General features: G+C 52.1%; 20 protein-coding genes and 2 tRNA genes. 17 read left to right on the forward strand and 5 right to left on the reverse strand.

Going from position 1 to position 19243, the window contains the following annotated elements:
- Nucleotides 1-219 precede the first annotated feature (219 nt).
- From PKO02S_RS03345 to PKO02S_RS03385, 9 genes are all read left to right on the forward strand, one after another.
- On the forward strand, nucleotides 220-1974 hold the full coding sequence (locus PKO02S_RS03345) for an IS1634 family transposase (protein WP_127579676.1): 1755 nt from the start codon (nucleotides 220-222) through the stop codon (nucleotides 1972-1974).
- A gap of 210 nt (nucleotides 1975-2184) precedes the next feature.
- Nucleotides 2185-3849 (forward strand): GspE/PulE family protein, encoded by a 1665-nt coding sequence (locus PKO02S_RS03350; RefSeq protein ID WP_127579677.1) that lies wholly within the window; start codon nucleotides 2185-2187, stop codon nucleotides 3847-3849.
- A 149-nt stretch (nucleotides 3850-3998) separates the two neighbouring features.
- Nucleotides 3999-5024, forward strand: coding sequence for a type IV pilus twitching motility protein PilT (locus PKO02S_RS03355; protein WP_127579727.1), 1026 nt, complete (start codon nucleotides 3999-4001; stop codon nucleotides 5022-5024).
- A gap of 62 nt (nucleotides 5025-5086) precedes the next feature.
- Nucleotides 5087-6298: a type II secretion system F family protein gene (locus PKO02S_RS03360; RefSeq protein ID WP_127579678.1), complete on the forward strand. Its 1212-nt coding sequence runs from the start codon at nucleotides 5087-5089 to the stop codon at nucleotides 6296-6298.
- 61 nt (nucleotides 6299-6359) lie between these two features.
- Nucleotides 6360-6731 carry a type II secretion system protein gene (locus tag PKO02S_RS03365; protein ID WP_164821272.1) on the forward strand — a complete coding sequence of 124 codons (372 nt, stop codon included), beginning with the start codon at nucleotides 6360-6362 and terminating at the stop codon, nucleotides 6729-6731.
- Nucleotides 6732-6817: 86 nt separating this feature from the next.
- On the forward strand, nucleotides 6818-7618 hold the full coding sequence (locus PKO02S_RS03370; RefSeq protein ID WP_127579680.1) for a prepilin peptidase: 801 nt from the start codon (nucleotides 6818-6820) through the stop codon (nucleotides 7616-7618).
- Between the two features lie 24 nt (nucleotides 7619-7642).
- Nucleotides 7643-8854 (forward strand): type IV pilus biogenesis protein PilM, encoded by a 1212-nt coding sequence (gene pilM, locus PKO02S_RS03375; RefSeq protein WP_127579681.1) that lies wholly within the window; start codon nucleotides 7643-7645, stop codon nucleotides 8852-8854.
- A complete protein-coding gene (locus PKO02S_RS03380) occupies nucleotides 8851-9471 on the forward strand; it encodes a PilN domain-containing protein (protein WP_127579682.1) in 621 nt (206 codons plus the stop codon). Before pilM ends, PKO02S_RS03380 begins: the two co-directional genes overlap by 4 nt.
- Nucleotides 9468-10250, forward strand: a complete 783-nt coding sequence (locus tag PKO02S_RS03385; RefSeq protein ID WP_127579683.1) for a hypothetical protein — start codon at nucleotides 9468-9470, stop codon at nucleotides 10248-10250. Before PKO02S_RS03380 ends, PKO02S_RS03385 begins: the two co-directional genes overlap by 4 nt.
- 49 nt (nucleotides 10251-10299) lie before the next feature.
- Here PKO02S_RS03385 and PKO02S_RS03390 read toward each other — a convergent pair whose 3' ends face one another.
- The 4 genes from PKO02S_RS03390 to PKO02S_RS03405 are packed head-to-tail and all read right to left on the reverse strand — an operon-like array spanning nucleotide 10300 to nucleotide 13275.
- A complete protein-coding gene (locus PKO02S_RS03390; protein ID WP_127579684.1) occupies nucleotides 10300-11970 on the reverse strand; it encodes a hypothetical protein in 1671 nt (556 codons plus the stop codon).
- 22 nt (nucleotides 11971-11992) lie between these two features.
- Nucleotides 11993-12649, reverse strand: coding sequence for a PulJ/GspJ family protein (locus PKO02S_RS03395; RefSeq protein WP_127579685.1), 657 nt, complete (start codon nucleotides 12647-12649; stop codon nucleotides 11993-11995).
- Complete coding sequence (locus PKO02S_RS03400) at nucleotides 12646-13044, reverse strand: type IV pilus modification PilV family protein (protein ID WP_127579686.1); 399 nt, start codon at nucleotides 13042-13044, stop codon at nucleotides 12646-12648. The genes PKO02S_RS03395 and PKO02S_RS03400 overlap by 4 nt, the downstream gene beginning before the upstream one ends.
- Before the next feature lie 33 nt (nucleotides 13045-13077).
- Complete coding sequence (locus PKO02S_RS03405) at nucleotides 13078-13275, reverse strand: hypothetical protein (protein ID WP_127579687.1); 198 nt, start codon at nucleotides 13273-13275, stop codon at nucleotides 13078-13080.
- Between the two features lie 214 nt (nucleotides 13276-13489).
- On the opposite strand from PKO02S_RS03405, the gene PKO02S_RS03410 reads away from it, so the two are divergent.
- The 6 genes from PKO02S_RS03410 (at nucleotide 13490) to PKO02S_RS03430 (ending at nucleotide 16623) form a co-directional block, all read left to right on the forward strand.
- Entirely contained in the window at nucleotides 13490-13951 is a 462-nt protein-coding gene (locus PKO02S_RS03410) for an NUDIX domain-containing protein (RefSeq protein ID WP_246066813.1), read from the forward strand.
- A gap of 98 nt (nucleotides 13952-14049) precedes the next feature.
- Complete coding sequence (locus PKO02S_RS32220) at nucleotides 14050-14214, forward strand: hypothetical protein (protein ID WP_164821273.1); 165 nt, start codon at nucleotides 14050-14052, stop codon at nucleotides 14212-14214.
- Nucleotides 14215-14253: 39 nt separating this feature from the next.
- Nucleotides 14254-15111, forward strand: coding sequence for a helix-turn-helix transcriptional regulator (locus tag PKO02S_RS03415; RefSeq protein ID WP_127579689.1), 858 nt, complete (start codon nucleotides 14254-14256; stop codon nucleotides 15109-15111).
- A 129-nt stretch (nucleotides 15112-15240) separates the two neighbouring features.
- A complete protein-coding gene (locus PKO02S_RS03420) occupies nucleotides 15241-16362 on the forward strand; it encodes a Gfo/Idh/MocA family protein (protein WP_127579728.1) in 1122 nt (373 codons plus the stop codon).
- A 93-nt stretch (nucleotides 16363-16455) separates the two neighbouring features.
- A tRNA-Met gene (locus tag PKO02S_RS03425) sits at nucleotides 16456-16532 on the forward strand.
- 17 nt (nucleotides 16533-16549) lie between these two features.
- Nucleotides 16550-16623: transfer RNA gene (locus PKO02S_RS03430), tRNA-Ile, on the forward strand.
- A gap of 151 nt (nucleotides 16624-16774) precedes the next feature.
- On the opposite strand, the gene PKO02S_RS03435 is transcribed toward PKO02S_RS03430, so the two are convergent.
- Nucleotides 16775-17683, reverse strand: coding sequence for an S-layer homology domain-containing protein (locus PKO02S_RS03435; RefSeq protein WP_127579690.1), 909 nt, complete (start codon nucleotides 17681-17683; stop codon nucleotides 16775-16777).
- Nucleotides 17684-17876: 193 nt separating this feature from the next.
- On the opposite strand from PKO02S_RS03435, the gene PKO02S_RS03440 reads away from it, so the two are divergent.
- Together PKO02S_RS03440 and ssuE are read left to right on the forward strand one after the other, a co-directional pair.
- Complete coding sequence (locus PKO02S_RS03440) at nucleotides 17877-18569, forward strand: metal-dependent hydrolase (protein WP_127579691.1); 693 nt, start codon at nucleotides 17877-17879, stop codon at nucleotides 18567-18569.
- A gap of 80 nt (nucleotides 18570-18649) precedes the next feature.
- Nucleotides 18650-19210, forward strand: coding sequence for an NADPH-dependent FMN reductase (gene ssuE / locus PKO02S_RS03445; RefSeq protein ID WP_127579692.1), 561 nt, complete (start codon nucleotides 18650-18652; stop codon nucleotides 19208-19210).
- The last annotated feature ends 33 nt before the right edge of the window (nucleotides 19211-19243 follow it).

The following is a 19243-nucleotide window of genomic DNA, read 5'->3' on the forward strand; positions in this document are numbered from 1 at the left end:
TTCGAATGGACGGCTTCTTTTCGTATAGGAAACCCCGTTTGACGGAAAGGTTTTCTTGTTTGTACCCGAGTTTGGCGACAGTTATTTCCAATCCTTGATGTGACGCGGTGTCTCAGGTTCCTACCGTAAATTCGTAGTCCCTTAATAAATTTAATTTTATTGAATTATAATAAGAGTTGTAATATCATTTAGGTAGTCCCTTAATATGGAGGAGCTATCTTGTTCCTTAAAAAATCAACCGCTACGATCAAAGGTACACAATACCATCACTATAAAATTGTTGAATCCTATCGCGATGACGGGAAAATCAAACATCGGATTCTATTTAACGTCGGCAAACTGACAGATGAACAAGCGGAACAGTTGAAGCTTGCGATCAAGGTCCAGAATGATCCTGGTTTGGTTGTCACGCATGAACGGGAAATTGCAGTAACGAAAAGTATAGCTTACCTGGATATCATGGTTCTTCATCAGATGTGGCAGCAGTGGAATCTGGCGCAGTTTTTCTTGAATGACCGCTGGGTTGAAGCGCTTGTCCTTAACCGTTGTATTGATCCTACCAGTAAAATAAGGCTGCAATCCTGGGCAGAGCAAACCATCCTTCCGGCCTTTATTCCTGCTTTACGCAACTATGATGAATACGATGTCTACCGTGAACTGGATCGGATCGCCAAGCAAGAAGATGCCTTGCAGGTTTTCTTATACGAGCAACTCAAACAACGACAACGGATTCATTCCAACGCCTTCTTCTACGATATTACGTCCTCTTACTTTGAAGGTAGCCAGTGTGTGCTTGCCAAACTCGGCTACTCTCGTGACCATCGGCCTGATCGAGAACAGGTTGTCATTGCACTCATGATCACGCCGGAAGGCTATCCCTTCTACTGGCGTGTTCTTGATGGAAATACACAGGATGTGACGACGATCGAAGCGCTGGTCCATGATGTTCGACGACGTTTTGGTATTGCAAAGTGCACGCTGGTCTTTGATCGCGGCATGGTCTCGGCCACCAATCTGAAATCCATTGAACAGGAGCAATTGAAATATGTCTCCGCGATGGACAAAGACGAGATCCGCACGACCCTACTCGACGAGGTCATGCCCGTGGCTGCGACATCAGACGATTGGGAGCAAGTGATGGAGCGACAAGCGTTCAGGCCTTGTGACGAAGACGCGCTACTGTTCTACCGTCCGCTGCTGCTAGCGGGAAGTCGTTATATTGTCACCTTTGATGTCGGACGTTTCCACGATCAAACCAAGCATCGGCTGCGTCAATGCGATCAGATGGCGCAATTGATCCAGGATTTAAACCACGCTTTGCGAACAGCCAAAAACTCGCGCAAGCGGGAAGCGGTGGAACGGGAAGTTCAGCGCCTGCTTGCTCGCAAAGGGATGAAAAAGCTAACGACGATTACGATTGAACCCTTGGACATCCCCGCAGTCACAGCTAAAGGAAAAGCACGCACGATAACCAGCTTCCAGGTTCATTTACAATGGTGCGAAGATCAGTTGAAGGAACTCGCGCGTTTGGACGGATTGACCTGCTTTATTACGAACATGAGTGACAACGAATTGGCCGACCAAGAAGTCATAACGTGGTATCGCCGCAAAAATAAAGTGGAGGAATCTTTTCACGAGCTCAAATCGCATCTTAAGCTTCGTCCCATGCATGTTACGCGCGCAGAACGCGTTAAAGCACATGTAACGATTTGCATGCTTGCTAATTTTCTGATGAATGATATGGAGCAGCGGCTACAGGCCGCAGGGTACAAACAAGCTCCAAATGATCTCCTGCAGACATTGGAAGTATGCCGTATTCATCGTATGGAAATTTCAGCAGTAAAACGAAAATGGCTGAGCATACAAGAAATGTCCGAACATCAGCAACGCAGCCTGCAAGCTTTGCAATGCCCAGAACTCCTGCAAGAAAGATTCCAAAAAGAGATCCTGGCTCAGGCTGAAATCTGTTTGTAGTCCCTAAAATCATATTTCAAAACCTGCGATCCTTTGCTACGCCTGTGATTGGAAAATTATGTCGCCAAACTTAGGTTTGTAATAAATTCTCCAAAATGTATCGCAACGGACAAGTCTATTTTTGCTAAAATAGTACTATATACCTATATAGATATACATATGAATTAGTCGATGAAGCCTAAGAAGACTTAAATGGCGAGGTGAAAAGCTATGGCCGTGCGGAAACGGATCGGCGACTTGCTGCTGGAAGCGGGGATGATCTCGGAAGAGCAGCTGCAGCGGGCGCTCAAGGAGCAAAAGGAGCTGAAGTTGAAGCTCGGCGAGCTGCTCATTACCCGGAACTATATTACCGAGCAGCAAATGATTGAAGTACTCGAGTTCCAACTCGGCATCCCGCATGTGCAGCTCTATAAGCAGACGATCGAGCCTAAGGTGCTGGCGATGATCCCGCAGCGGCTTGCGGAGCAGCACCAGGTGTTCCCGGTCCGGATCGACGGGAGCAAGCTGTTCCTCGCGATGTCGGACCCGCTGGATTATTATGCGATCGATGAGCTGCGGATGGCGACGGGGATGCGGATCGAACCGGTCATCGCCTCGAAGGACGAGTTGACGCGAGCGATCAAGCGCTTCTATTCGTTGCAGGACTCCATCGAGCAGATCAACCGCAATTTGCAGCCGCAGGCGGAGGAGACGAAGCAGGCGCAGCCGGAGGACGAGTCGCCCGTCGTCAAGACGGTCAATCAGATCATCATTCAGGCGGTTCAGATCGGCGCGAGCGACATCCACATTGATCCGCAGGAGGATGAGCTCCGTATCCGCTATCGCGTAGACGGCATGATGCGCACCGAACGGACGCTGCCCGCGAACATGCAGAGCGTCATCGTCGCGCGGGTCAAAATCATGGGCAACATGAACGTGGCCGAGAGACGGCTGCCTCAGGACGGGCGTTTGGAGATGGAGATCGATTTTCGCAAAATCGACGTTCGGATCTCGACGCTGCCTACGATCCACGGCGAAAAAGTAGTGCTTCGTATTTTGGACCTTGGAGCGACGCTTACCAGCTTTGAGCAGTTGGGCTTATCCGAGCATAACATGAGGCTATTCTTGAAAGGGATTGCGCAGACGAGCGGCATCATTTTCATAACGGGACCGACGGGAAGCGGGAAAACGACGACGCTGTATTCCGCGCTCTCTCGGTTGAACAAGGATGATGTAAATATTATCACGATCGAGGATCCGGTGGAATATCAGCTGCAGGGGATTAACCAAGTGCAGGTCAATACGGTATCCGGGCTTACGTTCGCTCGCGGTTTGCGCTCCATTCTGCGGCAAGATCCGAACATCGTCATGGTCGGGGAAATCCGCGATGTAGAGACCGCAGAGATTGCGGTTCGGGCGGCGATGACCGGGCATCTCGTACTCAGCACCTTGCACAGCAACAGTGCGGTGAACTCCATTTCTCGTCTGATCGATATGGGGGTGGAACCGTTCCTCGTCGCCTCCTCCATCTCTTGTATCGTAGCTCAACGTCTGGTCCGTCGGATTTGTCCGAATTGTTCGGTACCGCATACTCCAACTCAAGAAGAGACGGATTTACTGCGGGCGCACGGCCTTTCGACGGAGAAGATGAGAAAAGGAACCGGCTGCGAGCGATGCGGACGGACCGGATACCATGGCCGGTTGGCTTTGCATGAAATCATGGATGTGGACTCGACAATGCGGACGATGATTATGCAGAAAAAAGAGGACGGCGAATATGAACGGTATGGGGCGACGATCGGATTGGTTCCCCTTTTCGAGGATGGCCTGCAGAAGGTGGCAGCCGGTCAGACGACCGTTCACGAAATCTATAGAATTTTGGGCTTGGATTGTTAATTAATTCACCGTTTCATGTGTTGACAGGGTAGGACTACAATAGTACTATTTTCCTATAAGCAAATATTTTACTTGTGGGAAATGTGTCGATTCATGTCGTTATTGTTGGGTCGGAAAGGAGACTGTCTACCTTGAGTCTTATTGAACTGATGCGAAGGTCCTATTCTTTGAAAGCCTCGGATATTCACATTACAGTGAACGCCCCGGCGATGCTGCGAGTGAATGGAAGCTTGCGGCCTGCAGACGATCGCGTACTCGGGCCGTCGGATACGCTCGAGATGGCTCGGGAGATTATGACGGCGGAGCAATTCGAGTCCTTTATGGAACGAGGGGATCTCGATCTTTCCTACAGCCTCGATGTTTCGCGGTTCCGGGTCAATGCTTACAAGCAGCGCGGCCAGATCAGCCTTACGATTCGGCTTATCCCTTCCCGTATCCCAGCCATGGAGGAATTGGGCCTGCCCAAGATTGCGGAGGAGTTCGCAGCCAAGCCACAAGGGTTGATGCTTGTGACCGGTCCTACCGGCAGCGGTAAATCCACGACATTGGCGGCGATTGTCGATTACATTAACCGCAACCGGCACGACCACATCATGACGCTTGAAGATCCGATCGAGTTCATTCACAGCCACAAGTCCTGCATCGTGAATCAGAGGGAGATCGGCGTCGATACGGCGTCGTTCGGGCAAGGGCTGCGCGCGGCGCTGCGGCAAGATCCCGACGTCATCCTCGTCGGCGAGATGCGCGATCTGGAGACGATCAGCACGGCCATCACCGCGGCGGAGACCGGCCATCTCGTCTTCGGGACGCTTCATACCGCCGATGCTCCGCAGACGATCGACCGGATCATCGACGTGTTCCCGCCGGAATCGCAGCAGCAGATTCGCGTCCAGCTTGCCGCCGTACTGCTGGGCGTCATGGCGCAGCGCCTGCTGCCGACGGCGGACGGCAACGGCCGGGTAGCGGCCATCGAGGTGCTTGTCAACACGCCGGCGGTATCCAACCTGATCCGAACTGAGAAGGTCCATCAGATCCGTTCGGTTATGCAGACCGGCAAGGCACAGGGCATGCAGACGATGGACAACGCCTTGCGCGAGCTGCTGCAGCGCCGGCTCATCACGGTGGATGCGGCGAAGGAAGCGATGTTCGGCTTCTCCGAGCTGCAGCCGCAGTAAGCTTCCGTTAGCCCTATCCCAAGTTGCAGCTAAGAGTAGACGAATCCGGGAGGTGAACGCGTATGCCGAAGTTCCGTTACGAAGCCTTTGACGATTTTGGCCGCCCTAGTAAGGGCGTGTTGGAATCGCACTCGTTCCAGACGGCTATGGAAGAGCTGAAGGGCAAGGGACTTTGGATCGTACGGCTATTCGATCCCGGGCAGAGCATTCTTCACAAGGAAATAAGCTTTGGCGCATCTAAAGTCAGCAACGCTCACTTCACCGTTTTCTGTCGTCAGCTCTCTACGCTGTACAAATCCGGGGTCAACATGGTGGAAGCCGTTCGCGTGTTGTCCCGTCAAGCCGAGAGCAAGCCTTTCAAAAAAGTGCTGCAGGACGTCGCCGAGCAAATGCAGCAAGGCAGCCAATTTTCCATCGCATGCTCCCGACACCCTTCCGTGTTCTCGACGATCTTCATCAACATGGTTCGAGCGGGGGAGACGAGCGGCAACCTGGACGACATGCTCGACCGTCTGGCGATTTACAGCGAGAAGGAGTTCAACACGCGGGAGAAAGTGAAGTCTGCGATGGTGTACCCGGTTATTATGGCGATAGTGACCATTATGGTTGTCATTATTCTCATGACGTTCGTCGTGCCGCGACTGGTAGGGAACTTCGCAGCCCAAGGGCTGGAGCTCCCGTTGCCGACCAAGATCGTCATCGCCATCAGCCATTGGATGAAGCAATATTGGTATATCCTGCCTCCGATCATTCTCACGCCGCCTCTTGCTTTATTCTTGCTCAACCGCAACAAAAAGGGAAAACATTTCCTGGATTATGTGCGGTTGAAAATTCCGGTGTTCGGCGTATTGTGGCACAAACAAGCGATGTCCCGGTTTAGTCGGACGTTCTGCTCGCTGTTCGCGGCGGCGGTGCCGATGCTGCAAATGCTTAACATCGTGGCGTCGGTCGTCGGCAACGATGTTATCGCCAAGGAAATCCGGCGAACACGCGAGGCGGTCGGGGGCGGCGCATCGATTGCGGATCAGTTGAGAGGCAATTGGCTGTTCCCGCCGATGGTCGTGCAGATGATCGAGGTCGGAGAGCGGACCGGCGCATTAGATGCGATGCTGCTGAAGGTGGCGGAGTACTATGAGGTGGAAGTCGATGCGATGGCTGACCGGTTGAAGTCGCTGCTGGAGCCGATCATGATCCTGATACTTGCCGTGATTGTCGGTGTTATCGTGCTGGCCGTTATGCTACCATCGTTCAAGCTGATGCAGAACATGCATTAATTACATGAGGTTTCACTGCTTGACCTAATAAATATTTTACATGACGAGAGGGGTAATACACATGTTGAAAGCAATTATGAATTTTAAGTGGAAGCTGAGCCGGAATCAAAAAGGGATGACGCTGATCGAGTTGATGGCGGTTGTCGTGATCTTGGGTGTTGTTGCAGCGGTCGCAGGTGCGGCGGTTACGGGAGGTTTTTCTTCCTCGAAGACGAATACGGATAATGCTTCGATTAAGGTAATTACGGATGCATTACAAAGATATACTCTAGATAAAGACGAAGAATTACCTGCATCAGGAGAGACTGTAGCTCAAACACTGACTCGGTTGGTGACTAATGGGTATTTGTCTTCAGCTCCTGCACCGGTTAATGGAAGTGCCTTTACGATCACTTATGCTAATAGCCATTATACTGTAGCTGTAGCACCTTAGTAGCGTTTCACTAGCAGATAGATCTCAACCAACGAGGTAACTCACTCGAGTTACCTCGTTTTCAATATTATTGGGAGGCGAGTCGCATGGAATCGTTTCGCGAGGTGCTACAGCTTTACTCCAGCATATTGCCGCTCTTGCTGCTCGTGCTCGGTCTCTGCCTCGGCAGCTTCCTGAACGTAGTCGGCCTCCGGGTCCCTCTAAGTCAGTCAATCGCTTTCCCGCCTTCGCGCTGCCCGAGCTGCGAGCATCGGCTGCGGCCGCTAGATCTCGTGCCGGTGTTCGGATGGCTCTTCCTCCGAGGCAAGTGCCGCTATTGCCAGGCACCCGTCAGCGCGCTTTATCCGCTTATGGAAGCGGCCACAGGTCTTCTGTTCGCGTTAATGGCTTGGCGGCTTGGCGCAACCGCAGAGTTGCTCCCGGCGCTTCTGCTCGTCAGCATCCTTGCAGCAATCACCGTATCGGACATCCGCTACATGTTGATCCCGAACCGGATCGTGTTTACTGGCTACGCCCTGGCTTTACTCATGCGCCTCTTCATCCACCCTTTACCTTTGTGGAGCTATATAGCCGGATTTCTCGTCGGCGGCGGAGTTCTTTACGCCCTTGCATGGATAAGCGTGACATTTCTGAAGAAAGAAGGCATGGGCGGAGGAGATATCAAGCTTTTTGCCTTTATCGGTTTGGTCCTGGGTGTGAAATTAACGCTGCTCGCCCTATTCGCATCTAGCGTAATCGGGCTGGTATACGGTATAGTACTCTTATCGACAGGCCGTTTCGGACGGGAGAAGATGATCCCCTTCGGACCGTTTATTGCCATGGGATCCATCGTCACATACTTATGGGGACAGGACTGGTGGACGGCTTACACGAATATGCTTGGCTAGCAGGCAGAAGGAGGCATCGGGCACATGACACGAATAGGACGATTGCTTCATTCATGGAAACCGGTGTATTCCAGTCTCGGCCTGGAGCTTACCGATCGGCAGATCAAGCTGGTTGAAGCGGGCTTAGGATCGAAAATGAAACCTATCGTGTACCAACACGCCATTGAAAAATTGCCGGATGGTGCGGTGGTGGACGGCAGGATCAAACAAGGCATGCCGATCATCGTCCAGCTCAAGCGCATGCTTCGCAGCAAGCCGTTTCGCGCGAAACGAGTCCATCTTGTACTCCCCAGCCAATTGATTATGGTTCGCTTTCTAAAGCTGCCGGATATTCCGGTCAAAGATTTGAGAAAAGTGGTAGCGTTCGAGCTGAATCACAATTTGCATCTGCCTTTCGATCATCCTTATTATGACTTTGCGAAACTGAACGGAAGCAACAACAAGAAGGCACACAAGCCCATGAAGAAAGCGTCACCCGCCGCGAAACCACAAGAGCCGGCTTTTCAGGAAACGGCCGCCGCCAAAGACCAACCTTCTGTGAACAATATGTTCGCCGATTTCGAATCGCCAGCATCTGCACCGGCTTCCGATGTGCAGCCGCCTGCACTCTGCGATGTAATGCTGGTAGCGGCGCCGAGAGAGCTGATCGACGAATATGTGGCGATCGTAAAAGCGGCAGGGCTTGTTCCGGCTACAATTGAATTCAAGGCGATGTCGCTGCTGCGATTAGCCCTATCGATAGAAATGGTGAAGTCGGATGAGACGTTCATGGTTGTGGACATTAACGAGACGGGCACTGACTTGAGTATATTCCACCGCACAGAGCTGAAAATTACCCGGAATGTGCCTCTGCCGGTGCCAAGCACCATAACTGCCGCCGACCAGAAGACTCCTGCAAGCGACAGTGGAGCCGACTGGTTCGCCGAGTTCAACACCATTGCTAAGGTGGACGATCCATTGCAAGCCTTTAGTGGGGATTTGCTGCATGAGATCGAGCGGTTGATGAATTTTTATAGGTACACGCTGAACAATCGCGATCATGAGTTCACTTCGATTATCCTCTCGGGGGACGTCGAGGGATTGGCCGATATTGAGGAGTATTGCAAAGCCCGCTTTCCCGAGCTCGTGCGTCTGCTGTTCTCCTACCGCATCCATATAGATGCAACGGATCCGTTCACGCTTCTCCCGAAAATTGCGGTCCCTTTAGGGGTTGGATTGCGAGGGAAAGAGACATGAACAGCATTAATTTATTGCCCAAGGTCAAGCCGATTGACCGCTACTTCATTCCGCTTCTTATTCTGATCATTGCGGCAACGGCTGCCGTTGCATTAGTCTTTGTCTATTGGACCTTACAAACCGGCCAGAAGACGTCCGATGAGCGGGGGCATGTTGCCCAACTGGAGCAACGAATTGCTGAGCTTCGCACATTACTGAAGGTGGATCCGACAACACAGGCTTATTTGTCGCTTGAGGCAGAAGTGAACAAGCTTTTGGCCGGAAGACGGGACTGGCAGCAGATTCTCAATGGAGTGACCGGCCCTCTGCCAATTACATCCAGATTATTACGATTCGGATCAGACGATGGGGAGAACATCAAGATCACTCTGGAAGCGAATCAGATGAATGATGTCGCACAATATGTTTCCCTTCTGGAAAGCACTCAACTATTCCCGGTCGTAACCGTGATTTCTGTGAAGCAGAAATCGTTCAGTCGTCCCGCAGGAAGCGCGAGTATAGGGAGCTTTCCTGTTACGACGCCATTAATATCGAGTAATGAAGTTGTGATCTTGTACGAAGCGGAAATTCAATTGAAGCTAAAGACGATACCAGGGGAGAAGCAGGTGGCCCCATGAAACGATTAAGTGTGAAGGAATTGCTGAAGCAGTTAAGGAAGCCTACCGCGATTCTCTCTTTTGCCTTGCTGTTCGGTGCCGGACTGAATGTTATGTTGGCACTGGGGGCGCTCAGCCCGAGGCTGGTTATTCATAAGCTTACTTCCAGTCAAGCGGAGCGGTTGGAGACGGAGAAAGCCGCACTAGAGGCCAAGCCGATTCCAGTTCAAACTACGGAGACACAAGTAAAGAATCTGACGACACGGGTGCCGATCCAAGAAGAAGACGCCAGGCTCATTATTGCGCTTCGTCAGATCGAGCAAATGACAGGAGTGCAGCTAACTTCGATAACTTTTGGGGATGTTGCTTCCAAGAATGAAATGGATATGCTGATTATCAGGAATACCCCGACTCCTAGCCCTACAGCCACACCTAAGCCAGCGAACGGTGCTGTGGCGGCAGGAGGTCCTCCTGAGAAAAACTCCGTCAAGCTTATTTTTACGTCCCGTTATGCCCAAGCGCTTGCCTTTATGAAACAGCTACAGGAGCAAGAAAGGCTGATTCGTATCGAGGGATGGCAATTCCAGACCGGTGCCGATTCTCAGAGCAAGCTGGTGCCTGGAGCTGTAACGGATGTAGTTACAGTCAATATACAGCTTTCAGTCTATACTGCCAAGCTGTATGCGGATAAACTGCCCGATCTGCCCCCGCCGTCCGTTGGGCTGAATCCAACCTTGAACCGCATAGATCCGACGCTTTCCAGTGAAGTGTACTGGCAGATCGTCAACATGACCCGTTAAACAAAAAGCGGTGCGCCCCTATAAGGGACTGCACCGCTTTGTTGCATTATTATCCTGATCTCTTAGGCTTCCAGGCCCCACTCTTCGTGCTCGTACCGCCAGAGCCTCCGGAGTTGCTAAGCACCAGCGAGGTGGTAGCGCCGCCGCTCTGGATCTGTGAAGGGGTGGAGCCTTGATGTCCGTTGTTAATGTTAATATTCCCGCCCGCAGCAATAACGCCGCCGGCGACAAGGGTGATGTTATTGCCTGCGTTGACATTGTTCTCTACGAAGATATCGCCGGCCGGTGCACTGATACCGGGTTGGCCGTTTGTATGCACTTGTAGTGAACCGACAAGCGCGTCGGAGGTCAAATGGATCTTGGTATCGTTGTAAAGCTGCAATTGCTGGTTCACAATTAATTTATTAGAGTAAATTGTAGAATTGCCTTTTAGTTCGAAGTTTTCAACATTGATATCCCCTGCTACGCTGACAGTAACGCCGTTTTCAATCAAAAATTCATCCGTCGTATAGATAGAGCCGGCAGTAACCGTAGAAGAGCCTGCTTTAATTGTAAATTTGTTGGAGCGAATCAGGGAGTTGACGGTCACCGAAATTCGATTGGCAAGCTCGATGTTCCCATTTGTGTATAAATAGCCGGCTGCCAACTCAGAGCCATCTCCTTTTATCGTAATAGGACCTGTTCCCGCATACATAATACCTCCGGTTAAATTGATTTTACTCTTATTTTCCGTTGTTATGGACTGCGTTATATACAAGTCGCCATATTTTCCGTTGGCTGATTTATTAATATTCAACTCAAAATTAGTAGCGTTTATCGTAAAGCTCCCTTGAACGATAATGCTGCCGGTCAGGTTAAGCTTAACTAGCGAGCCCCCTCCAAATGTCGTATTTCCGCTAAATATTAAGATAACGGGCCGCTGCGGAGTTCCCCAGCTCTCATTAAGGACTCCGTTATACCATTCCCAGTTATTGATACTTAGGACTATAGGATCACTGCCTGGAAGAGCTTGAATCTGCTCTTTGACATCCTGAAAGTTTTTGCACGGGTTGTTGCTAAGGTTCTTGCAAGGGATCGGTGCGGACGGAACTTCTGGCGCACCTGGAGCCGGCGGGACTTCACTGCGATACTCGGCAATCGTTTCCGCAATCGGGTATTGAATATCCGGCACGGAGGTAATAGGCACTCCCGGCGGTGGGGTGGTTGTCTGTCCTTGCGCATAAATGTTTTGGTTATTGGAGGGCACGGGAACCCGGTTATCCGGATCGATATGGGTTTCCGTGACGACCGTTTCGGAATCGAAAGAATAGGTGATCGTTTTCGTTCGTTTCGTAGCTCCGGTGCCAACTTCTACCGAGCTAGTGACTCGATACAACGGAGTAGTCCCTTGCTTCGCGCGTTCCATCTTGTAAACGACTGGCGTTCCTTCCGGCGTCTCAAATGTTTTCCCTGTAATGAATCCCGGATAATTGTTGAAATATTGCTCACGCCCGCCGTCCGTCGTCTCATTGTATTTGTCCAGATAGGCGATAAACGATTCGATTCCGCTTGTAGCCAACTGAGTCGCGAGCTGGGTGTGCCGATCGGTCGAGATGCGAGTGGAATCGGTGGAGACGGCCATCAGCAAAGCGGGGGTCATGATAAGCAAAATCATCGAGACGAGAAGGACATAGATCAATGAGGCAGCGCCTCGTTCGTTAGCAATTAATTTGTAGCGCATGGCAGGCCTCCGATAGATGGTGTTACTTGGCGGTCCAGTCGGCGAGCAGCTTCACAGCCATCGTCTTTGTTACAGGTGAAGGCTTCGTACCGTCAGTTGCTGTAACGATGGAGCGTTCGAATCCGAAGGTCAAATACAGCATCCGATTCGACGCCGATTGACCGGTCGATGCCGCCGGATAAGGAGTGGACGGGATCGGGATTCGATTGGAGGAGCTATTCAGGGCTTCGAAAAGAGCGCTTGTAGCCATACGGGACAGATCTACGGGATTCGAATATTTCGTAGGCGCTCCAGTAGGAGTATGAGCGGCATTGGCGAAATCCGACGTATCGTTCGATGCCGTTCCATCCTGGCTGAAATCAAACAGTGTAAGCTTGCGCTCGGCTTCGTTGAAGTAGAGCGACTTGAGCACCAATGTGTTGGAAGAATTGTAGTGATCGTACCGAAGCTCTTTGTCGCCGCCATGTGAAAAGGCGATGACTTGTGTCGCTTCCTTCAACTGCGCCGTCATCGTGTTGAGGGTCAGCTGAATTTGCGAATCGTCAGCGTATTGCTGGGATTCGTCGCCGAACAGGCGAATGACGGACGACAGGAGCAAGGTTGCGGTTCCAATCACGATTGCAGTCAGCGCAATACCGGCAAGCAGCTCGACCAAGGTGACACCACGTTCGTTCCTCATGAGGACGCCTCGTTCCAGGAGACGGTGACCGTAAGCAGCTTGGGAGCTTTGTTTACGAGAATGACCCCTTGCAATGAAAAATGATTGGTGCCGAACGCCGTGGTGGTATAAGAGATAGTGGCGCTAGGTGCGAAGTCGGTCTGCTGCAAGGTGACGGAATATCCTTCGATTTCGGGATTTGCCGGGAGTGCGCCATTGTGACGCAAGGCATAGTCCCTGGCCAAATTCAGCTGCTCTTCGGCGATGCGCTGTACCTCAATATCCCGGTCCGACTTCGTGTCGGCCAGCAGCGAATAGTTGGATACCGTTACGAAGGCTATAATGACGATGCCAAGAATGACGGCGGCGGCCAGCGACTCGACTAATGTAATGCCTCTCTCGTTGTTCCCGTACATCGCGATCACTCCGCTTTCGAATAAATTGAATCTTCAACGATTGGCCAGCGACTCGCCGAGCTGATAACAGATCAAGGTCAGCAAGGAGCCGATCGCAATGCCGATGACGAGATAGAAGCCGATATTCGTCAACCACCGGGCATGCTGCTGCACCCAGGAAGTATGCGAGAGCAAGACGGAGAAAAGACCGAGCACTAACAGGAGCAACCCGACAGGAATGAGCAAATCCATAGGCATGCATCTCCATGATGAAATAGGAAAAAAGTACTACTTCTATAGTATCATATCGACCGGGAGTTGGATACATTTCTACGGCGGAAATGGACGTATGCACAAAAAGTTTACATGCTATCGGAACAGAAGAGTGTAAGGGATTTACAAGCCCGGTGCGGTATGGTACCTTTCGGAAAGAACACTCAATGACGAGCCGAAGGAGCGACGGATGATGTCAAAATATAAAATCAAAGCGCGTGTGACGGGCATTCTCGTGGAGGATGGCAAATTGCTGCTCGTCAAACATTCGAAGCCGGTCGCACCGGGCCGATTCTGGTCGCTGCCGGGAGGGAAGCTGGAACGGGGCGAGACGTTGGAAACCGGCATGCTGCGTGAAATGAAAGAGGAAACCGGGCTTGACGTGCAGCTCGGCTCCTTGCTCTATGTATGCGACAAACCGGAGGAAGAAGTGTCACGTATCCATTTCTTGTTCCAGCTCAAGCGGACTAGTGAAGATGTGCAAGTGCCTAGCAACGAGTTCGACGAAAATGCGATTCTAGCAGTCCGCTGGGTGCCGCTTGAGCAGCTCGCCGATCCCGAGTACTCCTTCACACCGTTGTTCCAGGACCTTGCATTAAGCGGTTTCCCTGGAGCCGGGGAATACAAGGGCCATAAATCTAATATCGGCTTATAACGCCGAACGTTTTACCTTCTCCTTATGTCTGGGTAATAATACCGTCAGATTGGATATCCTATGGATAGGATCTTTCGGCAGGAGGAGGGAATGAGCGTATGAACTACGTGTATTGGGTCAAGCTGTACGACAGTAAATTTCAAGCCGGCTGCTTGGCTAAGCGGATGGAGGAAGACTGGTGGGTGTACGGCTACGAATGCCCGCAAACAGTGGAAGTGTTCAAATCGAAGCGGGGGCGGTTCGGGGTTCGCTACATTTTATAAGCAGCCGCCATGCCGTTCTCCGAGTAAGAAGGGGTCTGCATGAAACCGACGCATACGATCGCAACGCCGCTGAATATCCGCTATAGTGAAGAAATTCCGGACGCTATCCATTTTCATTCCCATCTGCATCATGAAGTGTACTATTTCAACGGCGGGGCATGCAGCTATTTGATCGGAGACAAGCTGTACGAATTAGCGCCCGGCGATCTCATTCTAATGCACGGCATGACGCTCCATAGCCCGCATATCGGTTCGGCACGGGAGTACAGGCGCACGACGATTCATTTTGATCCGGATTTCGTGCAGGGGTTGATTGGCCCGAGCTTCGGCAGCCTGAATTTGCTGCAGCCGTTTCAGGAGCTGCGCAACCATAGGCTACGGCTGAACGGAAGCGAGCGCGAGGAGATAGAGGCACATTTGCGGAGAATGCTGACGCTTGAAGCAGGCGAGGATGCGACTTCGGCGCGGAGGCTTCAGGCTGCTTTTCTGGAGCTGCTTATCCTGATCTACGGCTTGTGCGAGAAACCGATGGAAGCGCTGGCGGACGACGTCTCCGACCGGGTGAAGCATGTGCAGAACATGATCGGCTTTCTTGAAGCGCATTACATGGAAGATTTGCACATGGAGCAACTCGAAGACGCCTTGCATTTGAGCAAATACTACTTATCTAAAATTTTCAAAGAAGTAACCGGCGTCACGGTGTTCGACTTCCTCTATCAACGCCGAATCAATCAAGCGAAAATATGGCTCTTGGTGGATAAACGGATGTCCATCACCGATATCGGCTATCAGGCCGGATTCAAGCATCCGTCGCATTTCAGCCGCATGTTCAAGCAATTGGTAGGCAGTACGCCGGAGCAATATCGCAAAACGAATGCTTATTCTGCGTTTTTTTGATTTTAGAAGTAGTGAACGGCGTACAATGACATATAAATACGGTCGTCCATTTGTACAACGATAAACAAGTGGCCGGCCTTTTCTTTATGCTACGATGGAGTATGGAGGGTGATGTAGATCATGACTACGATGGATAAAGTGCGAATTGGAATAGTGGGAATCGGCAATATGGGAACGGCCCATGCCAACTACTTGGGTCGCGGGGAAGTGGCGGGCGCCGAGCTGGCGGCTGTGTGCGACGTGAGCCAGGATCGGCTGCGCTGGGCGGAGCAGCAGTTTGGGGGTCGCGTGGCTACATTCGACAGTGTGGAAGCGATGTTCGCCTCGGGGAAAATCGACGCCGTGCTGATCGCGAACCGGCACTTCGATCATCCGGGTACGGCGATGCTCGCATTCGAGCACGGACTGCATGTGCTGTGCGAGAAGCCGGCAGGCGTCTACACGAGAAACGTGCGTGAAATGAACGAAGCGGCGGCGCGCAGCGGGAAGCTGTTCTCGATGATGTACAACCAGCGGACGAACCCGTTGTATGCGAAGCTGAAGGATCTTGTGGATTCGGGCGAGCTTGGCGCCATTCGTCGGACGAACTGGATCATTACGACCTGGTATCGGCCTCAGAGCTACTATGATTCAGGGGGCTGGAGAGCGACTTGGGCCGGCGAGGGCGGCGGCGTGCTGCTGAACCAATGTCCGCATCAGCTCGACCTGTGGCAATGGATAACCGGGCTTGCTCCTAAGCGGATTCGGGCGTTCTGCACGTTCGGCAAGTACCGCGACATCGAAGTCGAGGATGACGTGACCGCCTATGTCGAGTACGAGAACGGGGCGACAGGCGTCTTCATTACAACGACGGGCGAAACGCCGGGCACGAACCGCTTCGAGCTGGTCGGCGAGAAAGGCAAAATCGTTGTGGAAGACGATAAGCTGACATTCTGGCGCCTGCGCGTGTCGGAGCCGGAATTCAACCGTCAGTTCAAGGGCCAGTTCGGCCAGCCGGAGAGCTGGAAGATCGACATCCCCGTGAGGGGACAGGAGACCGGCCATAAAGGCGTTACTCAGAACTTCGTGGATGCGATTCTGAAAGGAACGCCGCTGCTTGCCCCGGGCGAGGAAGGCATTAACGGCTTGCTGCTGTCTAACGCGATGCTGCTCTCCAGCTGGACGGACAATTGGGTCGACGTGCCGATGAACGAAGACTTGTTCCATGAGCTGCTACAGCAAAAAATCGACAGCTCCGTATTCCGTTCCTGATCCGGATTTCCTGAAAGTTTTGGGTTGACAGACGATGTTCGGTTGGTGTATATTATTATTTGTCGCTGTTGAAACATATGCAGCCATCAATAACGCGGGGTGGAGCAGCTCGGTAGCTCGTCGGGCTCATAACCCGAAGGCCGCAGGTTCAAATCCTGCCCCCGCAACCAACCTACAAACATCAGAAGGGCCCTTAGCTCAGTTGGTTAGAGCGGTCGGCTCATAACCGATTGGTCGGGGGTTCGAGTCCCTCAGGGCCCACTTGACGACTACGATAAGCCTGTCTGTCTCCTCCATAGAGGAAACCGGCAGGCTTTTTGAATGTCCGAACGGATATTTATCCTCTTTTAGCAAAAAACAGCCTCCATCCTGACAATTGGGTTGTCCGGATGGAGGTTTCGTTTTCATGCGGCTATTTCGCCGGCTTGAGCACTGGTTTGTAGGCCGAGGATACGTATGTGTCCACTTTCGGCTCCACAATCACTTGCGGATACATTTTGTTCGGGTCCGGCGTACCGGTCATATAGTAAATCCAAGCTTCGCCGTTCGGCCGGAACTCGATCCGATCGATGCCGATCGTATAACCCGGATTCGGTTTGCTTCCCCACGAGACGGTCACTTGGTTGACAGCATCCGTCACCTTCGTCACATTCATCGATACTTCATGATCAGCGGGTGGAGCCGGGGCGATCGGTTGATGCTTCTTCACGAACTGCATCGCTCTATGCAGCAGCTGGGCCGCTTCTCCTCTTGTCACTTCTTGCTTCGGCAGAAAGTTGCCGTCTTCCAGCATGGCTACCTTCATAATCAGCAAGCTTTGAATCGAAGTCATGTACTCCTTGGAGACATCGGCTTCATCTTGGATATTGATCCAGATTTGGATGAGAGGGAAGTCGCCTTTTACGGAGATGCCCTCGAACAGCAATTGGGCGAACTGCTCGCGAGTGATGACGGAATTCGGATTGACGTCCTGCGGAATCGACAGCCCGTTCAGATTGGCGATGATGAAGGATTCGGCGTACCAGCTGTCGTTCGGCACATTGCTGTAGAAGTCGCTAGCCAGCGGCTGCTTGATGAATCGAATGTGATCGATGTTGAGGCCGAAGCCTTTCACGATCAAATGTACGGCTTGAGCGTAAGTCACCTTGCCTTTCGGCGCGAATTGCTCGGCACTCATTCCGCTGACGATCCCCGCATCCCGAAGCGCGATAATATCGGCCTCTGCGGCATCGCCCTTAATGTCGGAGAAGGCGAAGGCGTTCGCTTGAACGCTGAGCAGCAGGAGCAGTACGAGTATGGCGGAAATCCAACGTTTTCTCATAAGGGTCCATCCTTTCGTTCGAATCGGTATTGACGCGTCATCCTATCTAACGACGACTGGCTGGAAAAGGTTGCAATTTCACTTCATGTTCTCTCTTTTTTGAAAACGATCCGGAATCATGTACTATAGTAGTAGAATCCGCAATTCAGCCATTCGGATGAACAAACCCACATAGAAGGAAGGCGGCACTACGATGGACATTTTGTATCATGGGCATTCCTGCATTCAGCTTAGCTCCGGCGGACGCTCGATACTAATCGATCCTTTCATTTCGGGCAACCCGCACGCGGTCACGAAAATCGACAGCATAGACGCGGACTTTATTCTGCTGACCCATGGCCATACCGACCATACTCTCGACGCCGTGCCGATTGCGAAGCGCACCGGAGCAACGATCGTAGCGATCCATGAGCTTGCCACCTACATGGGCTGGCAAGGTGCAAAGGCGATGGGGATGAATATGGGAGGAAAGGTGACGCTTGGCGGTTTTGTTGAAATCGAGATGATTCAAGCATTCCATAGCTCATCGATCATCCTGGAGCAGGAGCAGAAAATCATTTATGCCGGCATGCCGGCTGGATACATCGTGCGCTGGGACGGCTTGACTCTGCTGCATAGCGGGGACACCTCGCTGTTCTCCGACATGAAGATGATCGGGGAGCGGAACTCGATCGATGTTGCCTTCCTGCCGATCGGCAACCTGTTCACGATGGGGCCGGAGGATGCGGAGACCGCAGCCCAATGGCTGCAGGCGAAGCGGGTTCTGCCGCTGCATTACAACACGTTCCCGCCGATCGCGCAGGATGGGGAGCAGTTCGCGGAAAGACTTGCGCAGCATGGCATCCAGGGCAGCTCGCTCAAGCCGGGACAGACATTGACGCTGTGAAGCAAAAAGGAATTGACGTTCTTCTTGCGGAGATGATATTGTATTAATACATTACCATACAATTAGGAGAGTGGATTTTAGTGGCAAAAGTCGTTATCATTTCGGGCAGCCCGACTCCCACATCGCGCTTGCACGGCGTCATCGACCATGCGAAGGCGCAGCTCGAGCAGAGCGGGATTCAGACGGAATGGATTAAAGTACGGGATATCCCGGCGGAAGATTTGATGTACGCCAAGTTCGACAGCGAGGCAATCGTGAAGGTCAATGCGGCCGTTGCCGGCGCCGACGCCGTATTCGTCGCGACGCCGGTCTACAAAGCATCTTACACAGGCGTATTGAAGGCGCTGCTCGACCTGCTGCCTCAGAAAGGGCTGGAGCATAAAATCGTGCTTCCGCTGGCGGTAGGCGGCACCATCGCACACATGCTTGCAATCGACTATGCGCTTAAGCCGGTTCTGTCTTCGATGGGCGCGCAAAATATTTTGCAAGGCGTCTATGTACTGGACAAACAAGTCACTTGGGGGGGAAACGGCGAAGCGATTCTGGATGAGGAAATTTCCGCACGTCTGCAAGAGTCGGTCGGACAATTCATTCAAGAAATCAACTGGCATACGCAGAAGAAAGGCTCTCCTGTTACTTAATAGAAGGATGGGAGCAGGGAAGGAAGGACTTAG

Source organism: Paenibacillus koleovorans NBRC 103111 (assembly GCF_004000845.1).
Taxonomy (GTDB): domain Bacteria; phylum Bacillota; class Bacilli; order Paenibacillales; family NBRC-103111; genus Paenibacillus_AA; species Paenibacillus_AA koleovorans.